Source organism: Maribacter luteus (assembly GCF_009674825.1).
GTDB classification, from domain to species: domain Bacteria; phylum Bacteroidota; class Bacteroidia; order Flavobacteriales; family Flavobacteriaceae; genus Maribacter_A; species Maribacter_A luteus.
Genome location: NZ_WKJH01000008.1, coordinates 129,174 through 151,627, shown reverse-complemented (window position 1 = coordinate 151,627; position 22,454 = coordinate 129,174). Strand labels below are relative to the sequence as shown.

General features: G+C 37.8%; 19 protein-coding genes. 1 reads left to right on the top strand and 18 read right to left on the bottom strand.

What is annotated here, in order from left to right:
* Positions 1 to 577: 577 nt before the first annotated feature.
* Positions 578 to 1,537, bottom strand: coding sequence for a hypothetical protein (locus tag GJ691_RS11125; protein ID WP_154366878.1), 960 nt, complete (start codon positions 1,535 to 1,537; stop codon positions 578 to 580).
* Between the two features lie 86 nt (positions 1,538 to 1,623).
* On the bottom strand, positions 1,624 to 2,247 hold the full coding sequence (locus GJ691_RS11120; RefSeq protein ID WP_154366876.1) for a hypothetical protein: 624 nt from the start codon (positions 2,245 to 2,247) through the stop codon (positions 1,624 to 1,626).
* Positions 2,248 to 2,533: 286 nt separating this feature from the next.
* Between GJ691_RS11120 and GJ691_RS11115 the strand changes: the two genes are divergently transcribed.
* A complete protein-coding gene (locus GJ691_RS11115) occupies positions 2,534 to 3,004 on the top strand; it encodes a hypothetical protein (protein WP_154366874.1) in 471 nt (156 codons plus the stop codon).
* A 272-nt stretch (positions 3,005 to 3,276) separates the two neighbouring features.
* On the opposite strand, the gene GJ691_RS11110 is transcribed toward GJ691_RS11115, so the two are convergent.
* From GJ691_RS11110 to GJ691_RS11035, 16 genes are all read right to left on the bottom strand, one after another.
* Positions 3,277 to 4,191, bottom strand: coding sequence for a homocysteine S-methyltransferase family protein (locus GJ691_RS11110; protein ID WP_154366872.1), 915 nt, complete (start codon positions 4,189 to 4,191; stop codon positions 3,277 to 3,279).
* An 81-nt stretch (positions 4,192 to 4,272) separates the two neighbouring features.
* Complete coding sequence (locus tag GJ691_RS11105) at positions 4,273 to 4,620, bottom strand: hypothetical protein (protein WP_154366870.1); 348 nt, start codon at positions 4,618 to 4,620, stop codon at positions 4,273 to 4,275.
* Positions 4,621 to 4,864: 244 nt separating this feature from the next.
* Complete coding sequence (locus GJ691_RS11100; protein WP_154366868.1) at positions 4,865 to 5,515, bottom strand: hypothetical protein; 651 nt, start codon at positions 5,513 to 5,515, stop codon at positions 4,865 to 4,867.
* A gap of 198 nt (positions 5,516 to 5,713) precedes the next feature.
* The gene (locus GJ691_RS11095) at positions 5,714 to 6,943 is read right to left on the bottom strand and encodes a DUF3089 domain-containing protein (RefSeq protein ID WP_154366866.1); all 1,230 of its coding nucleotides are present in this window, start codon (positions 6,941 to 6,943) and stop codon (positions 5,714 to 5,716) included.
* A gap of 211 nt (positions 6,944 to 7,154) precedes the next feature.
* The gene (locus GJ691_RS11090) at positions 7,155 to 7,736 is read right to left on the bottom strand and encodes an LOG family protein (protein ID WP_154366864.1); all 582 of its coding nucleotides are present in this window, start codon (positions 7,734 to 7,736) and stop codon (positions 7,155 to 7,157) included.
* A 107-nt stretch (positions 7,737 to 7,843) separates the two neighbouring features.
* Positions 7,844 to 10,651, bottom strand: coding sequence for an alpha/beta hydrolase family protein (locus GJ691_RS11085; RefSeq protein ID WP_154366862.1), 2,808 nt, complete (start codon positions 10,649 to 10,651; stop codon positions 7,844 to 7,846).
* Positions 10,652 to 10,887: 236 nt separating this feature from the next.
* Complete coding sequence (locus GJ691_RS11080) at positions 10,888 to 11,400, bottom strand: hypothetical protein (RefSeq protein WP_154366860.1); 513 nt, start codon at positions 11,398 to 11,400, stop codon at positions 10,888 to 10,890.
* A 393-nt stretch (positions 11,401 to 11,793) separates the two neighbouring features.
* On the bottom strand, positions 11,794 to 12,474 hold the full coding sequence (locus GJ691_RS11075) for a hypothetical protein (RefSeq protein ID WP_154366858.1): 681 nt from the start codon (positions 12,472 to 12,474) through the stop codon (positions 11,794 to 11,796).
* Positions 12,475 to 12,594: 120 nt separating this feature from the next.
* On the bottom strand, positions 12,595 to 13,113 hold the full coding sequence (locus tag GJ691_RS11070; protein ID WP_154366856.1) for a RidA family protein: 519 nt from the start codon (positions 13,111 to 13,113) through the stop codon (positions 12,595 to 12,597).
* A 299-nt stretch (positions 13,114 to 13,412) separates the two neighbouring features.
* Positions 13,413 to 14,267 carry a toxin-antitoxin system YwqK family antitoxin gene (locus tag GJ691_RS11065; protein ID WP_154366854.1) on the bottom strand — a complete coding sequence of 285 codons (855 nt, stop codon included), beginning with the start codon at positions 14,265 to 14,267 and terminating at the stop codon, positions 13,413 to 13,415.
* 48 nt (positions 14,268 to 14,315) lie between these two features.
* Complete coding sequence (locus GJ691_RS11060; protein WP_154366852.1) at positions 14,316 to 14,810, bottom strand: hypothetical protein; 495 nt, start codon at positions 14,808 to 14,810, stop codon at positions 14,316 to 14,318.
* A gap of 136 nt (positions 14,811 to 14,946) precedes the next feature.
* Positions 14,947 to 17,265 (bottom strand): DEAD/DEAH box helicase, encoded by a 2,319-nt coding sequence (locus GJ691_RS11055; RefSeq protein WP_154366850.1) that lies wholly within the window; start codon positions 17,263 to 17,265, stop codon positions 14,947 to 14,949.
* Positions 17,262 to 17,945: a hypothetical protein gene (locus GJ691_RS11050; RefSeq protein ID WP_154366848.1), complete on the bottom strand. Its 684-nt coding sequence runs from the start codon at positions 17,943 to 17,945 to the stop codon at positions 17,262 to 17,264. Before GJ691_RS11050 ends, GJ691_RS11055 begins: the two co-directional genes overlap by 4 nt.
* Before the next feature lie 499 nt (positions 17,946 to 18,444).
* On the bottom strand, positions 18,445 to 19,923 hold the full coding sequence (locus tag GJ691_RS11045) for an amidohydrolase family protein (protein WP_154366846.1): 1,479 nt from the start codon (positions 19,921 to 19,923) through the stop codon (positions 18,445 to 18,447).
* A gap of 380 nt (positions 19,924 to 20,303) precedes the next feature.
* Entirely contained in the window at positions 20,304 to 21,473 is a 1,170-nt protein-coding gene (locus GJ691_RS11040; RefSeq protein WP_154366844.1) for a YHYH protein, read from the bottom strand.
* A 140-nt stretch (positions 21,474 to 21,613) separates the two neighbouring features.
* On the bottom strand, positions 21,614 to 22,390 hold the full coding sequence (locus GJ691_RS11035) for a sulfite exporter TauE/SafE family protein (protein WP_154366842.1): 777 nt from the start codon (positions 22,388 to 22,390) through the stop codon (positions 21,614 to 21,616).
* Positions 22,391 to 22,454 lie beyond the last annotated feature (64 nt).

Below are 22,454 nucleotides of genomic sequence, written 5' to 3'. Positions count from 1 at the left end.
ATAAACTTATTTACCTGTTCTTTTTGTGAATTGGTCAGAACATTTGTTTCCCTGCTTTCTCTACACGATGTAAACACAAGAAACAATAACAGCGATATTGATATAAAGGATTTAATTTTCTTAAGATTATTTAATTGGTTAAAACAATATAATACTTTCCTTATCGTAAGATGGTTTTGGAAAAATGCATATTACATACTAAAACAAAACATTGATAAATATATTTTAATAATCTGGCATAAACTTTTCATTTCATCTACCAAATTCAATACATTGAAGTCGTTTTATTTAAATTTTAAAGTCAATTTTTTCAGCTCCCCCTTCTCAGTGATTCCGTTCTATCCTAATCCTTTAAAAAATCGTCCCTAACCCCTATCAATTCCTCTATATTAGGATACCTTCTTACCTTTTTTGTATTCATTTCGATCAATACCGCTTTTCTGAAATCGGCATCTTTCAGCTTTTCAAGCGTAACCGTGTCTTCTTGGTACGCTAAATGAATTCTGAAGCGCCTAAAAAATTCTTCTTCCCTTTCTTTTGGTATAAATCCATCAAAGTAAGAAACAAGTTGATAATCCTAAATGGGCCTATAAAATACAAATCCGTCAAAAGTATCCTCATATGTGTAAGAAGAAGCTACTGGCCACAGGTCTAGGCTATCCCTACCAAAAGCAGTTCTCGAAAGGTCAAAGCCTATATCTTCCAAATTCAAGGCCTTGAACGAGGCATCCCATTTTCCGTTCTGTATCAAAGCATACGAATAGTCTTTTTCTTTTTTCCTGAAAATCGCTTGATGGATCAAAATATTCGTTGCCCTATCACCAAAATAATCGAAGAGGTATTTTGCGGCATTCTCCTGTATTTCGCCATTATTTCGAGGGACATGCATCTTAAAGGCATGTCTGTAATTTAGTATAACGAGGGCCTTTTTATCCTTATTTGGCCTTAATCTTTCAAAAGTATTGATGATGTTATAGGCCATTATACTATCCCTTGGCTCTATTTCAAAATCCTGTTCCCTAACATATTCTTCCAAATTATCTACCTTTTGCCAATCGAATTCGGAATCTGAAGGATAATAGGAAATCTGATTATCGGAACTATTGTTGATGTCGTAAATTGTCCTCAACAAATATTGATAGTTGTATTTTTCCCATAGGACCCAAAAACTGGAATTGAATTGGAACTCTTTCAATTTGTTTTCCACATACAGGCTGTCCAATCCCTTAGTCTTTAAAAATTCGGTGATTTCAGGTTGAAGGTTTATGACACCGATTTCGGTAAACAGGTTCTTTACATGCTTTTTAAAATAGTCATCTGATAGGACCTCCTTTATCAGTTCATATTGTGTTAAATCGCGATGGTCCCTTTCACAAAGAATAACGATATCATGGTCTTTGAACTGCTCTATGATATAATCCTTGGCTGATTTCCTTTCTACATTTTCCAGAAAGTTCACATAAGGTTCAATATCCCTTTTTTGAGCGTTACCAAACATTGAACAAAGAAGCAAAAGAAACAAAAAAGTGTATTTCATGTGTTGTGGTATCTATGATATAAAATCGTTCTTGTTTCTTGCCCCATAGTATAGATGGGTTGCCAAGTACTATAATCTATAGTCGTTTATTTATATTTTAAAGTCAATTTTTTCAGCTCCCCCTTGTCAATGATTCCGTTTAGGTTCCTGTCTATTAAAAATGCGATGTAGAACGCTTTCAATTGAGGGTCGGACATTTTATAATCCGTATCGTTGTAGTAAAGTGCAGGAATATCGAATTCCAACTTCAAAAGCTCCCCGTTTTCCTCTAAAAGATTTAATCTTTTTCTATCCTCATTTGTGTAATACGTATAATGGTGCGCATCATTTCGCAACCTTAATTTATCATACCCTATGTTACTATTGGCCGCCAAACCGGTACCTCCACTAAAATAAGGAACATCGGACATTGACATGCCAACATTTACCTTATCCAATTGCAAGGGGTCTTTAAAAGCCGCTATTCGCGCGGTATGTAATATTATGTTTTCTGGATCGTATCGCTTGTTATAAAACCGAAGCGAGAATTCCTTTTTACCGATTTTTACCGTCTCAACGGGTTTATGAACCACGGTTTCCTTTCCATCTTGAAAAACGATCAGGTCGGTCGTTGTCATTTTTGGTTGGGCTTCAGATGTTTTCAACGTTTTACAGGCATTCAACAGGAAAAAGATGATAGCTAATAGAATGGTTGTTGGTATCGGTTTCATTTGTTGGGTATTGGGAACTTTTCTTGTGTTTTCTTGCCATAAAATTACGATTTCGTTCCTTTTAATTTATTGAAATTTGTTCTTTTTTGCATTGCTTCATTAAGAACCTAAGAACGAAAAGTTGTTTTTAATTTCTTGAAATATTAGAAACCGGAAAAATAGGCCGGAAAACCCATCGACTAACTTTTGGCCCAATAACACGGTTAATGGCATTGAAATCAAAGGTGAATTTTAAATATAAAGCGCAACGGATTTTTTATTTTTACATTATCAATCCTTTAATGAAATGAAAAGACCATTTATTGCCTACTTTCTATTTATTATCGTTTTATATGGTTGTGCAGAAAAGAACATAAAAGATGAGCTGTACAGTATAAATTACGGAACTAAAGAGGAAAGGGTCAATGTTCTTAAAAAAGAAATTACTGCTTATAGTGATTTTGAAAATGCAGAGTTCCTACTCCATAATTCGAATGGATTCACCTTTACTATACATACTTTATTAACGGCTGGCTATAAGGATTATAGATATGTGGTAAAGGTGAATCCCGAAAATATCGACAAATGGTTAAAAGGTTTTAAAAAAGTAAGTCCTTCTGAAAGTTTTGAAGAATGGCCAAATAAATTAATACGTATAAGAACGGAAGAATGGCCATTGCAAAGTACACCAGAATACTACGCTATGGAAAATGAAATTAATTACGTGTTGGTTTATAGAAAAGAGGGGGTTATTTTTAAAAAGTCAATCGTTTTTTAAAATTTTAAATAAAAATCCTTCCCTAGGTTTTATTACCATTTCATGGTAAGTTATTAAGGCCACAGCCTTATTCCGTATGCGCGACTTTATGAAAGAAGTTCTTATTAGGGGTGTTTATAGAAGCTGTGGAAATTTATCGATTTACTACGAAAATGAAAATAGGCCGGAAAACTTTTTAAAGTCCGAGTGTCATTACGAATGAGGCACGTAGCGGAATCACATCAAGATATGGCTATGGCTCGTTCCTCACGTTGTCGAAATGACATATTCCACTAATTCTTTGTCAAATACTCCAAATGTCTTTCGTCGGTGCCACAACAGCCACCTAGTATCTTTATCCCGAATTCACGGTTCAATCGCAACATTTCGTCTCCCCAGTCGCTTACATTGTCCACATGTAGGCAGTCCGAATTTTCAAGATCGCAATGATCCAATGCCGAAGCATTCCCTAAAAAGGCGATCAACCTACCATAGATTTCCTTGGGTTGGTTTTCCGCACATAAAAAGGAAGGATGCGCACAATTGACAGCATAGCCCAATGGCACCTTGCCAACCGAATTATCGATCAGCTGCATGGCATCCGACAAAGACGTTCCGTCCAAAATTTTCCCGTTTCTCCCGATCACAAAACTTATGATATAATCAAGGTTCAGATTCGATGCAGCACTTGCCAATCCCAATGCCTCCTGAACATTGGGAAGGGTTTCGGCAATTATGAAATCCGCACCCCCTTTTTGTAATTCCGATAGCTGCCAAGCATGGAATTCTTCCGCCTCTTCTTTTGAAAGTCCATCGGTAGGGGTATAACAATCATTTTTGGGGCCCACGGTTCCGCCGATCATTATTTTTTCACTAAAATCACCGGCATTGTCCCGAAGCTTTTTCATGAACCTTACGGCATCACGATTAACGGATTCTTTTATGCCCGACTTTTGCACATTTGCCTTATTCGCACGCCAAGTTGGGGTGCACATGAAAAAGGGAACATCATTCTTTTGGGCAATAGCAATATAAGCGCTGAAAATAAATGAAAGAGCATTCCCTCCTTCCCTATTATAAATCAATGGGGAGTTAAGAAGATCCGGATGCAGGGAAACCTTCCCGCCACGACGTAAAACCTCTATCACGGCACCCTCCATTAAAATAAAGTCGTTGGCCGCAATGGCATCTTTAGTAGGGTTTATCATTTAAAAGATTCTTTATTTTTACCAGTCCTAAAGTGGTAAACCCGAAATATACCCGAAATGGCCCGGGTTACGGTTTTGTATTTAGGAAAGGCTCAGCAGCCATTTTTTTGCTTTGGCCAATTTAGGGAATATCTGAATGGTAACACCGAAACGATTTAGATTACTGATTATAAAATTGTTGATGTCTTTTGGCGGCCATACAACTGCATATTTTGTTTCTTCATTCAGGTATTCTTTCGCAGCAACAACCAGTTCATATCTAATATCATACGAAATATCGGTGCCTTGCAGATCAGTTGCGTCTATGATAATCATATCGTTATCTTCCGATCCTATTCTTCTTAACAATGTTATAAAGGAATCCAAGTCAAAACTTCCGACTACATCAACATAAAGGAAATCCTGATCCCTCTTAAATTTTATATCCATATTACTCAAATGTTCCCAATAATCATATCAAGAGTCTAATCATAAGGAAGTTCCCAATCAAATTAAAAGGGCCGAAAATAAACAATTTTATTGAAATTTGTTAGAATTTTACTACTTACAACTAATTGATAACCTTACAATAATATTTAAGCTTTTTTATTCCAACAGTTTTACGGAGTACTTGTTTTAATGGAATTTACAAGCCCAATGGATCTGTTATTGAAATTCCCAATCCCCTAAAAACCTATTTATAAGCTGTAAACATAACCAGTACATCATCGGACCTATTGGTTACGTTGATAATGAAACCGTCAGTTGTAAAAGAAGTTAAACTGGCCGTAGTCAGCCCTAAACTATCACCATTTTGGTTAGAATAACGAATACCGATACATTCATTGGAATTGGAATATCTAGAAATATCGTTGATTGAAGTACCGCTACCTCCCACATAAATCACTTGCTGGCTTATTGATCCACCGTCATTTCTAGCATAGCCGTTCATGGTACCAAAAGCATTTACTATGGTGTTGGAGTTATTCCCGACCCCATTATCATTATTGATCGTTGTGGATTCTATATTGGCATGGGCCACAAATGAAATGGAACTGGGTTCAAAAGGCAAAGCCGTTATCGTTTGGCTCCCTGTTGCCGATATGATAAAATGGCCCGTATATGCCGTAGGTTGGTTATCGTTTATCTCTACCCAGACCGTGCCATTATAAAAGAGCATTTTGTCCAAGGTCGTATCGTAGACAAAAGAGCCTTTTTCAGGACTTGCTATGGTATTGATTTCGGTACTCGTAGCTTCATGGATCTTAACCAAGGAACCCGCATCAGGAGCTTGAGAAAACAAAACCGTGGTTCCTATGAAAAAAATAAAAAACAGATATTTCATTAATAAAAAGTTGAAAGTTAAAGTACACGTTCATTGAACGTATTATGCTTAGAAAATATTATGTTCAAGTACTTTCGTTTAGGGTAATGCCAGTTTCAGTATCACTAATATCCTTAAAAGTTGCTTTTGATGACCACCTACTTATGTGGTTACGGGCAATCTAAAAGTCCATAATCACCATAGCGCCATTTACTTCATTTAACCACAGTTTGCCAGCTTAGCATCTATTTGCTGCATGAGTGCCCATAAATAAACATGGTAATCCTTTATATGATAGCCCCATTTTAAATAATTCACATGCTCTTTTTCACCCTCAAGGTCATTAGGTCTTTGATCACCAACCGAAATATCGTTTTCTATACTCAAAACCACTTTTTGCACCCCTTCCCTTCTTTGCCTTACCATAAACATATCATTAAAAGCAAGAAAGTTATTTCCTTCACCAAGACCATAACCGGCATCTGGTGTTATGTAATTTTGCAATGGTGTTTTAGTTTCCCCATAGTAACTGAAATCGGAAACGAACCAATCCTCACCCTCATTAAATTCCCTGTAAACAAGTCCACTATTTATTAGGTATGGATTAAACTCCGGCAAGCCGTAATTGATTTCAGGTATACCCTGTTCCTCATCAAAGCTCACCCAATTTTGTATACACCCGCATTCATCGGTGGTGGTACATAACGGAATATTTTGCCACCAACCACCTTTATATTCCCCTTCCTTGGCATACACATACCCCATACCGCCCAAAGCTGCGGTAACCAATTTGGCCCTTAGATTGTCGTTGGTATCAAAAACATCCCTAAGCAAAAGGCCCAAAAGATAAGAACCTTGTGAGTGTCCGGCCAGGATTATTTTATTCCCATTATTGTAATTATCCAAATAATGCTGAAAAGAAGCTTTTATATCACTGTACGAGGTAGCTATTACATTGGCCTGTACTTCTTTGTCCGTATTCTGGTCATATGTAATTCCTGTAGATTGTCTGTAATGCGGGGCGAATACCCGACCATATTTGGCAAGCAAACCACCCTGTGCGATTACGGTTAAACCTATGGTCGTTTTGTCTTGTTCCGAAATAGCAATGGTTTGGGGGCCACTATAGTTTTGTACAGTACTCAACTGGGTCGGATGGACCCAAAAAACATCTATCCCCGTATCGGTATCGGAATTGTTCGCCACTGCTATGGTTTCTGAAACCTGCAGATCTTTCTCAATAACTGAAATATCCAAATTATAAAAAGGCAAGATGGTAGTTTTGCTCGGATGAAAAACCCAATTGTCCATTGCACTATAATCCACTGCAGAGGTCGGTAGGGTTATGGTTTCTATTTCCAGGTTATTTTCCGATGCCGTATCCTCCGATTTAGAGCAGGAGAAAATTAAAACCAACATTCCGATTAAGGGCAATTTTTTTAGATACATAGTCCTTAATTTTAAAAGCAAACGTTCTATAAGCGCTTACCCCCTTTGATTACTATGTTTCACAACGTATTTGTTTTGAATAAGTTGCATGGAGCCGTATTTTTTTTGTAATGGTTATACAGGAGTTCCTTACCGCACTGCCGCATTGGTATGGATCGGTACATGGTTGAACCAATAAAGTAGAAGTTATTGGGGTATTCGATGATTTTATTCAAACAGTTTTGTTAGTAATCCACTTTTCTATACTTGGAGCTTCATAAGTTTTCATTTTTTCGAGTAATTCATCAATGTTATCACCAACTAGAACCATTTTTCGATTTACATCTTTCAATAGTCCTTTATGAACCATATTATCCAAGAAATTAATCAATTCATTATAGAACCCGTTAATGTTCAATAATCCTATTGGTTTTTTATGAAGTCCCAATTGACCCCAAGTCAACATCTCAAATAGTTCCTCGAGCGTTCCAAAACCTCCGGGTAAAGCAATTACACCATCGCAAAGGTCATTCATTTTAGTTTTTCTTTCGTGCATTGAATCAACCAAAATCAATTCGGTCAATCCATTATGGGCAATCTCTTTAGATTTTAGAAAATTGGGCAATACCCCGATAACATTGCCTGATACTTCCAATGCTCCATTCGCAACAGCACCCATTAATCCAACATTTGCCCCACCATAAACCAGCTCAATATTTTCAAGTGCTAACTTTCGTCCAAGTTCTTTAGCTTGAATTTCAAAATCAGTATCAATTCCAAAACTTGAACCACAAAAAACAGTAATCCTTTTCATCTATCGTAATTTTTTTTCGATTTGGGATATAAGGCACAACAATGATATATCACGACCCGAGCCTAAATTTCCATTTTTTTCCATGCCTTAGAGCCGAAATAAAACAACTACTCTTCAGTCCCTATAAGCTCCAATCCCTGATTTACCCCTTTTTCCATTGCAGGCACCCCTCTTTGCATCCAAACGGGTTTTGGTGCGTCTTTTAAATAATAATCGAAAAACTGTGCCATCCGAATATTGAAATCCTTTCGGTTTTGAAGTTTTAACGGCCAATGTGGTTCCCCGTTGTAATTCAGGAACCAAGAGGGTTTTCCCAAACGACGTAGGCTTACGAAAAATTCGATGCCCTGGTACCATGGCACATGTCCGTCCGCATCATTATGCATAATCAACAGCGGGGTATTTATCTTATCTATATTGAAGATGGGGGAGTTTTCTATATACCGCGCAGGGTATTCCCAAGGCGTACCACCGATCCTACTTTGCGTATGCTCGTACTGAAACTGGCGACTAAGCCCTGACCACCAACGGATTCCACCATAAGCACTGATCATATTGGGTACGGGTGCGCCGGACTCTGCAGCTTTGAAAATATCGGTTTTCGTAACAAGATAAGCGATCTGGTAACCACCCCAACTGTGTCCTTGTACACCGATATTATTTGTATCGACAAACCCTTTTTCGATCATGGAAGTGATGCCCGGAATCACACAATTGTAAGCACTCTCACCTGGATACCCCACACGATATTCGACATCGGGATTAAAGATCACATACCCACGACTGGTATAAAAACTATAGTTGATCGATGATCTTTCGGCCCTTGGTGCCCTATGGCGAAAAAGGTTGTCCGTACTGCGTTCATAGAAGTTCACCAGCATGGGATACTTTTTCTTAGGGTCAAAATCTTCAGGTTTTACCAATAGTCCCTTTAAAGCCTTACCATCGAGTGAGGTAAAATCAACCAACTCGATCGTACCCCAGTTGTAGTCCTTTTGTTGTGGGTTGGCATTGCTGAGTAGGGTTGTCTTTTTAAAACCCATGTCGCTCGTATGCAGATCGGGGAACACTTGAAACGATTCTTTGGTAAACAGCAACCGATCGCTCAATTTCGCTTTTTTTACGTTCGCATACCGAAAGGGACCCGAAATCAAGGAAACCATCTTTTTGCCCTTAGGGGCATATGAGGCATAACCCGAATTTTTGGTTTCCTCATTGAACGTGCTCAACAGCCATTTTCCTTTTGGATTTAAAAAGCGTTCCTCTTCATCAAGTTGCACGTAACGGTATCTCGTTTTGGTTTCACGGCCTTTGGTCAAGCGGTTTCCCGAACCTGATTTAGGGTCGAATTCCCAGAGGTCATAGCGGTCGTACAAAATGATCGAAGCATCATTTTCAGTAAAACCGGCCACCCCATAAGGTGATGGAAATTTTGGGGAATCGTTCAATTCATCATAAAAGACCTTCCCCTTGGTCAACGCCGTGTAGGCTTTTGAATCAATGTCATATGTAAACCACGTACTGTCAATGGCATTATAACCAAACGTGAATTTTGCCTTGGGACTAAGCATCATTCTGGGTGACTTTTTTACCTCCATTTTGGTCTCCCCTGTTACGGTATTGATGACCGCGTAGTCATTTTCTCGATAACCCTTCCATTGACTTTCCAATTCGTAGGGTTTCGTTGTGCCTACAAGTGCATAGGTTGCATTGCCCTCATCACCAAGTTCACTGTTCGGAAATTCTGCCGTTGCCAAGGGCACCAACTTCTTATTTTTAAGGTGGATAGCGGTTTGGTACGATCGTATGGTATCGTTTTTCAATTGTAGTTCTTGAACGGTATAGAGTTGTGGCTCATCGTACGTCCATACCTCTACGTTTACGATTTCCTCATCGGTAAGGGTGGTATCTTTGACGATCGGGGGTTTACGCAACCCGAAGAACAGTTTTGATTCGTCCTTGGAGAAGCTCACTTCACCATCGGAAGATACGAGATACCCCTTGGGTGCGGATTCGGAATCGACCAGTTTTTCGGCCATTTCTTTTCCTTCTGTCCATAGATATAGGGCATTGGGCCTCACCTGTATTTTGGTCGTATCGGTATCGACAACGAATCCTAATTGTTTGCCCGACTCACTGAACTGCAATTGATTGTATTTCGCTTTTTTGGCGCTATGGATCTTGGTCTTTTCCCCATTTTCAAGATGGATGACATAGGCACCTGCATCAGCCTCTTTATCAATACCGGTAGAAGTATAGGCAAACCATTTTCCTTTTTTGGCAAAGGTGAAATGGGTGACGAATTTCAAGGTATCCTCTTTTTGGGTTTCCAGATTACGCAATACCACATGATAGCCGGTTTTTTTACCTACTTTTTTGGGGTTCTTTTTCTTATCCTTTTTTTCTGGGACGGAATCTTTTTCTTCCTCCCCATCGTCATCCTTCTCCTTTTTCTTGGTTATTTCCTCCAATTGATACGCCACATAACCCGACCATTCTTCAGGAAGTTTGTACGATTTTACATTCCCGATCTTGGTCACACTATTTGTCTTGAGGTTCAAAATACCCAGTGTGTCCTTGGGAAGGTCTTTCTTTTTCACCTTTCTGCTCTTCATGGCAATTACACTGTCTTTCCAGGCTTTGATGGTGAACAGCACGTAATCGGAATCATAAGTGAACATCCCTTTTGAGCTTCGCTCATGTTCAAAGACCGTATTGCCTTGACTATTTTTCACTTTTAGGAAATTATCCTTCTCCCCTTTTTCCAAGGAATACAGCACATGGCCCCCGTACGGTGCCAAAGTAGCCCCTTTGATCGTATGCCACAAGGCATAATCGGAATGGTCAAGGGCCTTTTTTTGGGCAAAAACGGAAATGGAAATAAGGAGCAGAAATAATGGAAATAGTCTTTTCATTGGATGGGTTTCGTTGGTACACCCAAATATAGGAATAATGGAAAAAGCTATGGGAGAAACAACGAAATGAAATTTATTCTACCAAAAACAAAAAAGAGCTGCTGGTATGAATAAGACCCGTACCATTTTTACATCCGATGTCATGTTCACAGTATCAGATTTTAACAATGCATTTATTTTTTGTATCCAATTTGTTGCCCTAATGTCCCAATATTTTATGTGCACCTGTTGGCTTTTTATGGTGTAACGGAAACAAACTTGTAGGCTTCATTGATTACCCCAAGCGATTTCATATAAATTTTAGTTGAATCAATTTCCAATATTTTATATTTAAGGTCTAAGGACCTCAAAGTTAAAATGCTATCGGTTACGGTATATTTCGATTTGAGTTTATTCATTGGATTGCTCAATTCCACCTCATTGTTTTCTATTTTCGCATTAACGGGACCACTTTCCAGTTGCCAATTGTTGTTTTCATCAAAAGTCCAAGAGATATCGATTAAACCGATTCTTGGTTTTATCTTTTTATCATCTTTTAGGGTCCAAATAGAATCCATTTTCCATTTACCGACTAGATTAAAGGCTTGAGTGTTTACATCATGCGTTTCGGTATATTCCAATTGTGTTATTTCCTCTGGTAGGTTGTTCTTCTCTTTACAGGAATAAAACATACCTATTAGACAAATGGCAACAATATGCTTATAATAAAAATGTAAAGCGATTTTAAATTTAGGACTTTCCTTTTTCATAATTCTTGATGTAGGTTTTGATTTTATGTAATGTACTGCACAGTAAGGACCTAGCCTAAACGGTAAGCCTCCCCTAATTTAGTACGACTTGGTTTTCTAAAACCTCATCAAAATTATCATTTTTATTGTTTTTAAGCTAGCCCTTTACGAACTAGTTCCGCATATTTTACGGCCGTATTTTGCCCAAGGGATCTTGGACTATGATAGTAATGATCTTTCATTTAGGGTTGTGCGAAGTTTGCAACTTCGCTCCATATTATTAAGCTGAGCTATTTCACTCTTGTTACTTACTTACGCCATACGCTACGAAGTCACGCAATTCGTAGAGCGGGATTTAAATTTAGAACTTTACGCGCTATTTCTTATAGGTACTGTTAGCTGTACGGTTTTTTGTCATTCAGTTTCATTATATAGAATCGACTTTTTCCTGACAAACCCAATTATTCCATTTTTTTCTAATGCCGTTATTAGGTCTTCTGAAAAATAAATTCCTTCTCCTTGCAGATTTATGATATCGTAGTTGTACCTCTCTTTTAGATATGTTTCTAAAGGATATCTTGAGAAATTTATTTCAGCATAATCATTATTGTTTTTGTAAACTATTTCTTTTTCCAGTTTAAAGTCGTAAAACTTAGATTTATTAAAGTCAATATTTTTATTTTCAATCATTGAAAATCCTATCATAAAGTACTTCTTATCAAAAGTTTCAATCTTGGAGGGTATAATATTGTAAGCTGGTATTCTATACTTTTTTAGGATTTCATATGCTTTCTCAGAAATTAATAACTGAAAACCCATTTGAAAAGGACGATATTGAACAACGTCAATATTTTTAGCTTTTTTATATGAAGGGAAGTAAATTATTTCAGTAATTCTCTTATTGTCAATCTTAACAAAATTCTGTTCATAAACTCTTCTGATATCTTCGTTATTTTTTTTGACAAATTCGTTGAAATAATTTCTTTCTCCTTTTGATTTAAATGATTTCTTTTCTTTGATTTCAACTGAATAAACTCCATTCGGACTTCCCGTAATTTTAGGTTCGTATTCAGTATCTGTCTTTATGTATTTCATTTGTTTATAAAGTTCGGATTGGTTTTACCTGACAGTTCTTAGCTATTTCACTCATGTCACTTACTTACGCAATACGCTACGAAGTCACGGACTTCGCAGAGCTGTTGTGCGTGCGTACCTTTATTCCGATTTATGTACTTCGAGTTCTATTTCAACCATAAATTCAGGAATTGCCAAACCTTTTACCTCTAGCCATGTACCCGTAGGAAAGCCATTCTTGTAAATTTCTGCCCGGTAGGCCGATTTTTCGAGCATTTGTGCCATGTCAGTTGTGAAAATGTCTTCTTTGACCACATCATCGAAGGTGCAACCATAGTGTTCCAATATTTTATTCAAGTCTGCATAACAATTTTTCATCTGCTGTTCTATATCGCCAACGGCAGTCGGATTTCCTTCGTCATCCATACTCACTGCGCCAGAAATTTTTATGCTATTCCCGATTTTTACGGCGTGGGAATAGCCATATGCTTTTTCCACTTCTGGTCGCAAGAGAAAATATTCGGGTTTCTCCGATTGCACCAAAACTTCTTTTTCAACTTCTTTTGTTTCTTCTTTTTGTTGCTGTTCACAGCTTTGAAAGCTTAAAGCCAATACAAAAAGTAGTACTAATACGGTTAAGCGGTTGGTTGGTTTTTTCATAATTCTGATGGTTTAGTGCCTACTCTTAATCGGTTTTCGGCTAACCCGTTTTTTTGTCATGCGCCATTTAGGGGGTTCTTTCAAATATACATTAACTTTCTTTTCGATTATATACTTGCCATTACTGGGCACGAGCATGATGCCCATTCTAAGGGGCACCTATTTTTATTTGGTAATTCGACTGTTCGAAGTTTGCAACTTTGCACCATACCATTACACTGCGCTATTTCACTCTTGCCACTTATCCAAGTACTTACGCAATACGCTACGAAGTCACAGACTTCGCAGAGCAGGTTCTACTATATTTTTTCTCCGTTTTTATATGTTATTTTCTTCTTGATATCGCCATTCATATTATAATACGTCCAAACACCTTCAGTTTTGCCATTAATGTAATTTCCCGAACTCTGAATATTTCCGTTGTTATAATAATATTCTGCCAAGCCCTCCTCTTCACCATTTTTATAACTTACCGTGTATTTTAATGAACCATTGCCATGAAACAATTTCATTACTCCATTCAATTCATCATTTTTATACGTATATTTTGTTTTCACCGTACCATTCTCAAAATAATTATATGAAAGACCTTCCATATCCCCATTAACATAAGTACTCGTTGAGGATAGTGTTCCACTTTCATAATAAAATTTTTGTTCCCCAGTCAATTCCCCAAGATCATTATAACAGTTTATCTCCTTAATGGCCCCACTCTTATAATAAGTAATCCACTCCCCTATTTCCAAACCTTTTGAAAAACTTCCTTTAAAGTATACGGCTCCATTGGAATAAAAATTTACCCACTCCCCGTCTTCTTTATTGTTAATGAACCTACCTGTGGCATTTAATTTTCCGTTTTCATAATAAAATTTCCAGACGCCATTTCTAGCATAATTTTCCCCCATTAATTCTTCAGCTTCCAATTTTTCCTCAAAAGACAAATTACTTTTTCCATCGGTTTTACCGGTAGCCAAAACCTGCCCATTTTCATAAAAACTTTCAAAGGTCTGGGAATTAACGTGCAATGCTATTTTTAGGGCTCCATTTTCATAATGCCTTGTATAGGTATAATCATCAACAGTACTATTGATCTGTGAGGTAGCCCTTAATGGGTTGATTAAAATAAAAAATATAACCAATAATGTATTTTTCATAGCGAATTTGTTTTTTTAGACTTATCAGTAGCGGGGGAAATGTTTAAATTATTCAAAAAGTCGGTAAATATTATAAATGACCCTAAATGGCAGAATATAAATACCTATAGACATCGCTATAAAAAACTTTAAGAAATAAATAATGAACCAAAAAAAACAACCACCCCATATTGCAGTACCAGTTGATAAAAGTGATTGAATAGTTGGCAATGTATAATATGCAGAAACAACCCCTGCTCCTAATCCGAAAAAAATATAGTTATCCAAGCTCGATGAAAAATAATCAGTTTTTGGCATATCGAATAAATACCCCTCTTTTATCAAATAACAAAATGCAAATCCCACAGATAATGTTATAACCATTTCAAAAACAATAGAACTTTTATTAATTTTTTTGATATTTTTTTTAGCTCTTTCCTGAGATGCAGAGCACTTTTCGCAAGTAGGCATAGCAAAACGATCTGTACATTCTGGACAAAGACCACGGCCACAATTCATACATTTTGAAACAGAAATTAGGCTTGGATGTTTATAACAATTCATATTAATACTTTAAATAATGAACTTACCTTGCTGCTAATTAGGTTTTAAGTTAATATTTATTCACTTTTTATTCTATTTAATTGCCGCTTAATCACTACGCTACGAAGTCACAGACTTTGCAGAGCGGGGTAGTTTTTTATTCTTTTTGTATTCTAATAAACCTTTCAATTGACTCTCTTTCTTCCTTAGGCACTTCTAAGATTGATTCTTTAAAAACGATTTCTTCGGCATTAATGGAAAGAATATGCGTTTCTAATTTATTAATCTCCTCAAATGACATTCCATATCGAAGCATCCAAATATGTTTTTCATTATCTGTTCCATATTTAATGAACTTAGCAAGTTTCTCCGCTCGTAGATCATTCTCTTTTTGAAAATATTTTATAAATGAAGCATAAAATACATCAGTTAATTTGAAACTAATTAGTTTATCAATATAGTCATATGTGTCCGTCATTATGAGGTCATAATCTACATCTACCGCTCTTGTCCCTTTAGGAAGGAGACTGTATACATTATGATTCCTATCTGGTATTGGATGGTAGCCCGTAATGAAGTTTGCTTTTATTTGGTTTGTGTTTCTTCCAAGCTTTTCTAGTTTAGCTCTTTCACTTGTCTTGCTTGCATGCGAGTAACGATACCAACAAATGTTTTTAAAAGTCTTACCGTGTACTTTCCAAAGCATAATTTTAATTGCTGTATCTAATACATTTCCTTCTCCATCACCAAGTGGTCGGTTTAAGTAGATAGCATACAATGATCGAAAATAGGAATAGAGTTCTAACCTATTTCTTAGGTCTTGATTTAATTTCCTAAGAGGTACGATTTGATTATTTTCAAAAACAGTTACAAGGATTTTTCTAATTACTTCTTCTGTTGATTCAGATGTTAGTTTGTCTATATCTTTTTCAGTTAAGTTGAATTCATCAGAGTATGTGTCATTTAATATTGCCTCTTTGAAGTCGTTGTAATCATCGTCCTTCTGCTCGGACTTTTCAAGAGCAGATTCTTCATCTAATATTTCATCTTGTTCTATAACACTTCTAAATGCAGACATTTTTGAAGGTGAATTTATAATGACATAGCCAAAATCAAATTCATTCAAAGTGGTTGATCTTCCTGCACGACCAATGAGATTTTTTACTGATAGAGGTTTGCTTCTTTCTAGTCTGTCAAGAAATACAACATCAAAGGGCATATTAACTCCTTGTTCTAACGTTGATGTTGCAAAACATATTCTACATAAGCCATCCTGCGTAAATCTTTCTAGGATTAATCTTGTTTGAAGCGGCAAGGATCCATGGTGTATAACTATCCCCCTTTTTAGTAAAGCTAGTAATTGAGAATAGTAGTTTTTATTTGCTATTGTGTCGCCACCCGTATACTCTTTTAATTGATCAATATAGGAATCGATTTTTTCACTTTCAATTTCAGTACATAAATTGATATATCTATCAAATTGATTTAGAAATCCTCTATTGTAAATTTTACTTTTAGAAACATAGAAAAGCACAGAGCCATTACTTTTTATTATTTTTTCAATAGGGTCAAAGGCACATTTTATTTTAGTATTACCCATTATTGATTTTTCAATACCAAAATGATAAAAATTCCATTCATCATCTGAGCAAAGATATAATTGTCCAACATTTTTTTGCTTGAATTGCACTGACTTTGATGAATCAAGTTGAAAGTGATTCTTCTTAATTTGAGAATCAGGATTTGCAACAAAAGGATGAGCAAAGACAAATGTTGCATTTGGAAATGATTTTTGAGCCCTTCTTACAATACTATCAAAATACAACCCTCGTTTTGAATCTTCATTACTCAGTTGTGCTTCATCAAATAAAAATGTGTTTACTTGATATTGCTGTTTTAATTTAAATAATTCCCTACATCTTTCTGGTGTGACTATGAATACATTTCGTTCTGTATGCTTTGTATTAATCTTGTCTATAAAGGTTAAAATGTTTACAGCCTTGTTTTCAATTAAATTATTGAGTTTATGATAATACTCATTAATAAGTGCTCTCGAAGGTACTACAATGACAATATCATCTGTACTTTCCTGAATTATATTCATAAAAACATATGACTTCCCTGTACTCGTAGGTGCTGAAAAGCTAAAACATTTATTTGATTCGATTTCACTAATGATACTCGCTTGTACTGGTGTATATGTGTGTTGGAAATTCTCAATAATATGCATTCTGTACTGCCGGAATACAACTTCCTTTAATGATTGAGGTTCAACGTTTTTATAGAATACTCCCATGTAGTTTAAAACCCTTTCCTGATGAACTTTGAATTCTTCGGATTTATAAAGTTTTAAATATGAAAGAATTTCCATGTCAGTTGTTGATACGGGACCATTCTTATAAATTCGATCCAACACAAAAGAAACTACGTCCCCCATATCTTCAGTACTAATGATATTTTTTATTGCATTCTTCATACGTTGACTGCAACACAGATTATTTCTTGATGCTTTTTGAGAATATTGTAATGGGTGTTTCTTTTAATTCCGTTTACAATATTTAATGTTGATGTTGATTTACTAGCAAAAGATGCGATAAATCCTTTTTTTCCATTCGAATGATTATTAAGCGAATCTTCACAACAGAATTCCTTTATTTCTTTAATGTCAGATACATCTTGCTTTGTTCTCTCAAACCTTTCAATTTGTTCAAAAGCTGAGCCATAAGCGTTTTGACTTGATTTGAATTTGGCTTCACCAAATAAGATTATTTTATTTAAATTCTTGGAGAAAAAGTCAAAACCATCATTTCCCACAGCTTGACTCTTAATAATTTCTGCTAATGGGATATCTAAGTATTTCAATTCATTTATTACAGTTAACCTGGATAATTCAGAAACTACAAGCTCACCTGTATCACTTGTGATTTTGTCATCTGATTGCTTAATTATGTTGGCAGCTATGTAACTGATAGTTTCTTCTGCTCTGACTTGAAAATAATCTTGAATGTACTTTTTATCAAAAACACTAATCCAAGCAGTATCAGATAATGATTTAAAAACATCTCGTAGAGTTATTTTAATATCAGTTGGCTCAATCCTAATGAACAAGATATGTGGTTCAATCTGAATTCGGTCTATTACTTTGTATGCGCTCATTTTTTTAATTGTCCCAACTATTTTATATCAATGCATTACACCTCTATATACCCACAAATCAAGATATAAAAGACTATTGCAACCTATCACTTTATTTAAAGATTTCCTTACAGATATCCGTAATGCCCTTCCCTTATTTTTTTGTAATTGTCTTGTTTGTAACAAGATGGTCTTGCACTTATTGCTATGAAAACAAAAGGAAAATAGGGATGTAAAAATGTAAAAAATTAGGGCTTCCACAAGAGGTTTGGGAAGTCCGATCAAGGGTGTGCGCCCTTTTGGGATACTGGTACCGGTGTGTGTAAAACGTTTGATCAAAGCTTCGCCCTACAAAAAAAGGGCATTGGTTTTTTTAGCTGGCTTTCCGTTCATGACCGTTTTCGGGAGTTTACAAAACGGTGCTTTCCTTCACACTTCTAAAGTAAGGCAAATACTATTAATGGCATAACCCAGTTATCAAGAGTTATCAACCAAAATCCTATAAAATACAAGTCTATTTTCAGAGGTTCTCCTTAATCTCAGCTTCCTTGGCACTCAACTCTTGCAATAAGCCATCGAGAGCGGTACGGTCATAATACTTTCCTTGTTTCACCACGGCATGTATGAGCTTGGTATGTTTTATATCTTCTAAGGGGTTGGCATCAAGGATCACCAAATCTGCCCAATGGCCCGTTCTTACGTTCCCGAGTTCTTCTTCCATATCAAAATACTTTGCGGGATTTACCGTTGCGGTTTTTAAAACCTGTAATGGGGTGAGTCCGGCTTCTACCAAAACGGCCAATTCCTCGTGTAAGCTAGCTCCGGGGGTCAAAAAGAAGATGGGACAATCGGTGCCGGCCATCATATTGATCCCAGATTTATGTATGTTCAAGGTCATGTTCATCAACCATTTTACATACTCGATCCTAAAAGGGGTGATTTCATTTTTTGAGAACAGGTCTATGTTCCTTTTCCAGTCCCGCTCAATATATTCGGGCAAATATTTAAAATCTTCTTGCCACTTTTCTTGGGTGAACGGCCTTTTTACGAACCCCGTGCTCAATGCTAGGGTCGGAATTTGCCAGGTGTCATTTTTTGCGAGGACGGCCAAAATTTCCTTGGCCTTTTCCGGGTCATAGTTCTCAATGGCCCGTTGTCGTTGTTCGTTATGTATTTTGGAACGAAGGGCAGCCCCTTTTTCATCTTTCCCAAGGGTCAAAAGTTCATTTCGTTCTGCCAATAGTTCGTCGGCATTGGAGGCGCAGGACAGTTCCAGGTTTCGTAAATGCTCCATACTGTTCATACCTGCGTTCGATGCACTGATAACATCCATACTTAAAGGAACATGGCCCGTAACCTTAAGTCCTTTTTCCTTTGCCAGCTTGTTGATCAAGATAAACTGCTCGGGTGACAACATTTCATATGCCTTTAGGAAATCTACCTCTAGACTGTCCAACTCCTTCACCTTGTCCCTTACATCATCTAAAGACCTTAAACCCTCTGAAAGTGGCGGGTGCCCGGGGTCACTACCATCATAAACATTGGGCATACCATCTAAAAGCGGACCTGCGACCATTACCCTAGGGGCATCGGTGGGGTTGGCCAATGACAGCTGTTTCCATTTATTGACAAAGGAAATATCGCCTCCCGTATCCCGTACACTGGTAATACCGTTCGCCAGGAACAAATTGAACATATGGGGCGCCATTTCCTTAATGTACGAAAAATGCATATGGGCATCCCATAACCCGGGGATCATAAATTTTCCCGTACCATCAACAATGGTATTCTTCTTGGATAGCCGTATTTCTTCAGTAGGTGTTATCTGAAAGATCTTCCCCTCTTTGATGACAAGGGTAAGATTGTTCTTTAATCCTTCTTCGGGGTCAATGATCGATATGTTCTCGATACATAGGGCATCTTTGAACAGTATGCCGGAATCCTGACAAGAGGTAAGCATAAAAAGCGCGGCATAGCACAGATTGAAGACTTTATTCATTAGAGTTGGTTTGGTTTTTTAGGGTACGGTTCAAGGGGCCGTCAATGCTTTTTTCTACCGTGCGCTAACACAAACTAACAAAAGAATTACTGATTATTAACGAATTACATCCCTTTTCATGATACCCATAAAAAACCCTCGCGCATTTCTCATTATTGTCATAAAACAAATACGTTTTTTGGCAATAGCTAAATCCCAAAATGTTCACGTAGTGTGGGGTTCCTTTTTAATTTCGCGCAAAATATGATTCATCACGAATCTCCCGATTTAGGTTATCGGCAAGAGGTTTTCCTAAACTAGCTTCTCAACAAGTTTCGATCTTAAAGACAGACGGAATGCCATCCAACCAAAAAACTTAAAAGAATCAGGAATGTGGTTTCTTACTCCTCTACCTCGGTATAGCCCGGTAGGCCGTGTAAGCAACTTATAATCTGGTTGCCCCCAGGTTCCCCAGCATGGTAATGGTAGCCTCGAATTTCATCGGAGTGTCCCCCACATTCGTCCAAGTTCTCGGGTTTGTCCCCGTTTTTATCCAACAGGGCATAAATTCCGAATCCGTCTATGGCATAGCCCAACATGGGAGCATGTATATCTTCCTGGGCAATTTCCTTGGTAGAACCCGTAACGGCATGGTAATGATAACCCCCATGCGGATTTACATGTCCGCCATGATCGTCCAAGGGAGCAATGGTATGTGCGGCCAATATGGCGTGTGTAGGTGCCGGAGGATCATAATTTACCCCATTGAACGCCATTCCTATGCCTCCCCTACCAAAACTTTGGGCGGTGGTCAGGTACTGCGGTTGTACGGGAATCACGAAGGTGGTTACCTGATCCTTGAAAAAATCGGGCATACATTCCACACAATAGTTGTTGTAGGCTGCATCTACATCGGGCTTTGCGGCGGCCAAACAGGCTTCTTTTGTAAGGGTAACGTTTATGGTACCGTCCTCGTTATACATTTTCCATTTATCATCAGTATAGAACTCATCCAAATTGGCGATAAAATGCCCAGAGACATCATAGACTTTCCCATCTTGGAACCAAATGCCCGCTTTTTCCATACCGTCTTCAATATGCAGTGGACACCAAGGCCCCATCTGATGTTCGGTGGCCCGTGAATGGGTCTTTATCACATAACAAAGGGTTTCCACGCCCGATAAGGCCATCGTATCCTGGGCGATTTCCCCGATAATGTTCTCTTTGATAAGAAAGTCGGTATTTACGGGAACGGACTTTACCGTTGGATCTATATCATCCGGACTTACCGTGTTCTCACTTTGTCCCCTACGTGGGGGTTTGGGACCGTTTTCCAATTCGCTTTCAGTCAAGAATCCGTCCTTATCCGTATCTATATTCGAAAATTCCTCAACAAGGGGTCCGCCAACTTCCTCTTGGGACAGTTTTCCGTCCTTATCGGTATCGAAATCCGAAATGATCTGGCTAGCCGATGGTCGCTGCCGATCTTCGGGTCCCTGACTTGGTCTGTTATTGTTGTCCTTGCAGGAAAAAATCAAGGTCAGGAGCAGAATAAAAGCGGTTTTTTTCATGGTGAGGGATTTCTATTTCGTTCGAAAGATAATCGTTTTGCATAAAAAAGTATGGCCACGGTTATGATTCCCGAATATAATTTTGGTAGTCCATTTTGAAGTATTGAAGAAAGTACCGAAATTGAAATGCTACCAAGGTCTTATAAAACGTTGTAGATCATGATCACGGAAGCTACCAGTTGTGTGCCTGCAAAGAGGTATTTGAGGTTTTTTGGTTTTGATTTCACTGCCAGTTTAGCCCCTAGGAATCCGCCTACCAATCCACCCAACGCAAGGGGAACGGCCAATTGTGGGTAAAACACCCCGGCACCCAGATGCCCGAAAAAACCCGCTGCCGCCGAAATGGTGACCAAAGTGGTCGATGTGCCTACGGCAATATGCATGGGCACACTCATGGTAAGCAGCATCAAAGGCACTAAAAAGGAACCGCCCGAAACACCCACCATACCCGAAATAAAACCGGTAAGCAAAACCACGGGAACGGTTATCAAAAGGTTTACATGGTATTCCTCGTTGTTGGATTTTAAGGAAACGATCCATTTACGATCGCTCTTCAGGTGCTTTTTAGGTTTTCTCAGCATTAGGATGGCTGCGAGGAACATGACCACGGCAAAAACGATCTTCAACATTCTTTCATTAAAATAATGTCCCAGATACCCACCGCTCATTGCCGAAACGAAAATCAAAACCCCCAAAAGGATGGTCAGTTTCCAATGGTTCATTTTTTGGCGACTGAAAAGAATGGTGGCCATTAAGGAGGAAGACATTAGGATGAATTGCCCGGTAGATGCGGAAAGGTTCATATCGATCCCTGCCAATACCAAGGTGAGTACATAAAAATTGCCGCCTCCGCGACCTGTCATTGTCATTACGAATGCGATCAGCATTATAATGGCGGCCAATGTCCAAGTGTCCATAAATCCAAAAAAAATCGGTGGCGCAACGTAGTCATTTCAACCGGTCTTGCCATACCACGCCAAA

What these genes read in the sequence shown, in the direction of transcription:
- GJ691_RS11125 (WP_154366878.1), bottom strand. Translation starts at nt 1,537, where the DNA reads ATGAAATACACTTTTTTGTTTCTTTTGCTTCTTTGTTCAATGTTTGGT.
- GJ691_RS11120 (WP_154366876.1), bottom strand. Translation starts at nt 2,247, where the DNA reads ATGAAACCGATACCAACAACCATTCTATTAGCTATCATCTTTTTCCTG.
- GJ691_RS11115 (WP_154366874.1), top strand. Translation starts at nt 2,534, where the DNA reads ATGAAAAGACCATTTATTGCCTACTTTCTATTTATTATCGTTTTATAT.
- GJ691_RS11110 (WP_154366872.1), bottom strand. Translation starts at nt 4,191, where the DNA reads ATGATAAACCCTACTAAAGATGCCATTGCGGCCAACGACTTTATTTTA.
- GJ691_RS11105 (WP_154366870.1), bottom strand. Translation starts at nt 4,620, where the DNA reads ATGGATATAAAATTTAAGAGGGATCAGGATTTCCTTTATGTTGATGTA.
- GJ691_RS11100 (WP_154366868.1), bottom strand. Translation starts at nt 5,515, where the DNA reads ATGAAATATCTGTTTTTTATTTTTTTCATAGGAACCACGGTTTTGTTT.
- GJ691_RS11095 (WP_154366866.1), bottom strand. Translation starts at nt 6,943, where the DNA reads ATGTATCTAAAAAAATTGCCCTTAATCGGAATGTTGGTTTTAATTTTC.
- GJ691_RS11090 (WP_154366864.1), bottom strand. Translation starts at nt 7,736, where the DNA reads ATGAAAAGGATTACTGTTTTTTGTGGTTCAAGTTTTGGAATTGATACT.
- GJ691_RS11085 (WP_154366862.1), bottom strand. Translation starts at nt 10,651, where the DNA reads ATGAAAAGACTATTTCCATTATTTCTGCTCCTTATTTCCATTTCCGTT.
- GJ691_RS11080 (WP_154366860.1), bottom strand. Translation starts at nt 11,400, where the DNA reads ATGAAAAAGGAAAGTCCTAAATTTAAAATCGCTTTACATTTTTATTAT.
- GJ691_RS11075 (WP_154366858.1), bottom strand. Translation starts at nt 12,474, where the DNA reads ATGAAATACATAAAGACAGATACTGAATACGAACCTAAAATTACGGGA.
- GJ691_RS11070 (WP_154366856.1), bottom strand. Translation starts at nt 13,113, where the DNA reads ATGAAAAAACCAACCAACCGCTTAACCGTATTAGTACTACTTTTTGTA.
- GJ691_RS11065 (WP_154366854.1), bottom strand. Translation starts at nt 14,267, where the DNA reads ATGAAAAATACATTATTGGTTATATTTTTTATTTTAATCAACCCATTA.
- GJ691_RS11060 (WP_154366852.1), bottom strand. Translation starts at nt 14,810, where the DNA reads ATGAATTGTTATAAACATCCAAGCCTAATTTCTGTTTCAAAATGTATG.
- GJ691_RS11055 (WP_154366850.1), bottom strand. Translation starts at nt 17,265, where the DNA reads ATGAAGAATGCAATAAAAAATATCATTAGTACTGAAGATATGGGGGAC.
- GJ691_RS11050 (WP_154366848.1), bottom strand. Translation starts at nt 17,945, where the DNA reads ATGAGCGCATACAAAGTAATAGACCGAATTCAGATTGAACCACATATC.
- GJ691_RS11045 (WP_154366846.1), bottom strand. Translation starts at nt 19,923, where the DNA reads ATGAATAAAGTCTTCAATCTGTGCTATGCCGCGCTTTTTATGCTTACC.
- GJ691_RS11040 (WP_154366844.1), bottom strand. Translation starts at nt 21,473, where the DNA reads ATGAAAAAAACCGCTTTTATTCTGCTCCTGACCTTGATTTTTTCCTGC.
- GJ691_RS11035 (WP_154366842.1), bottom strand. Translation starts at nt 22,390, where the DNA reads ATGGACACTTGGACATTGGCCGCCATTATAATGCTGATCGCATTCGTA.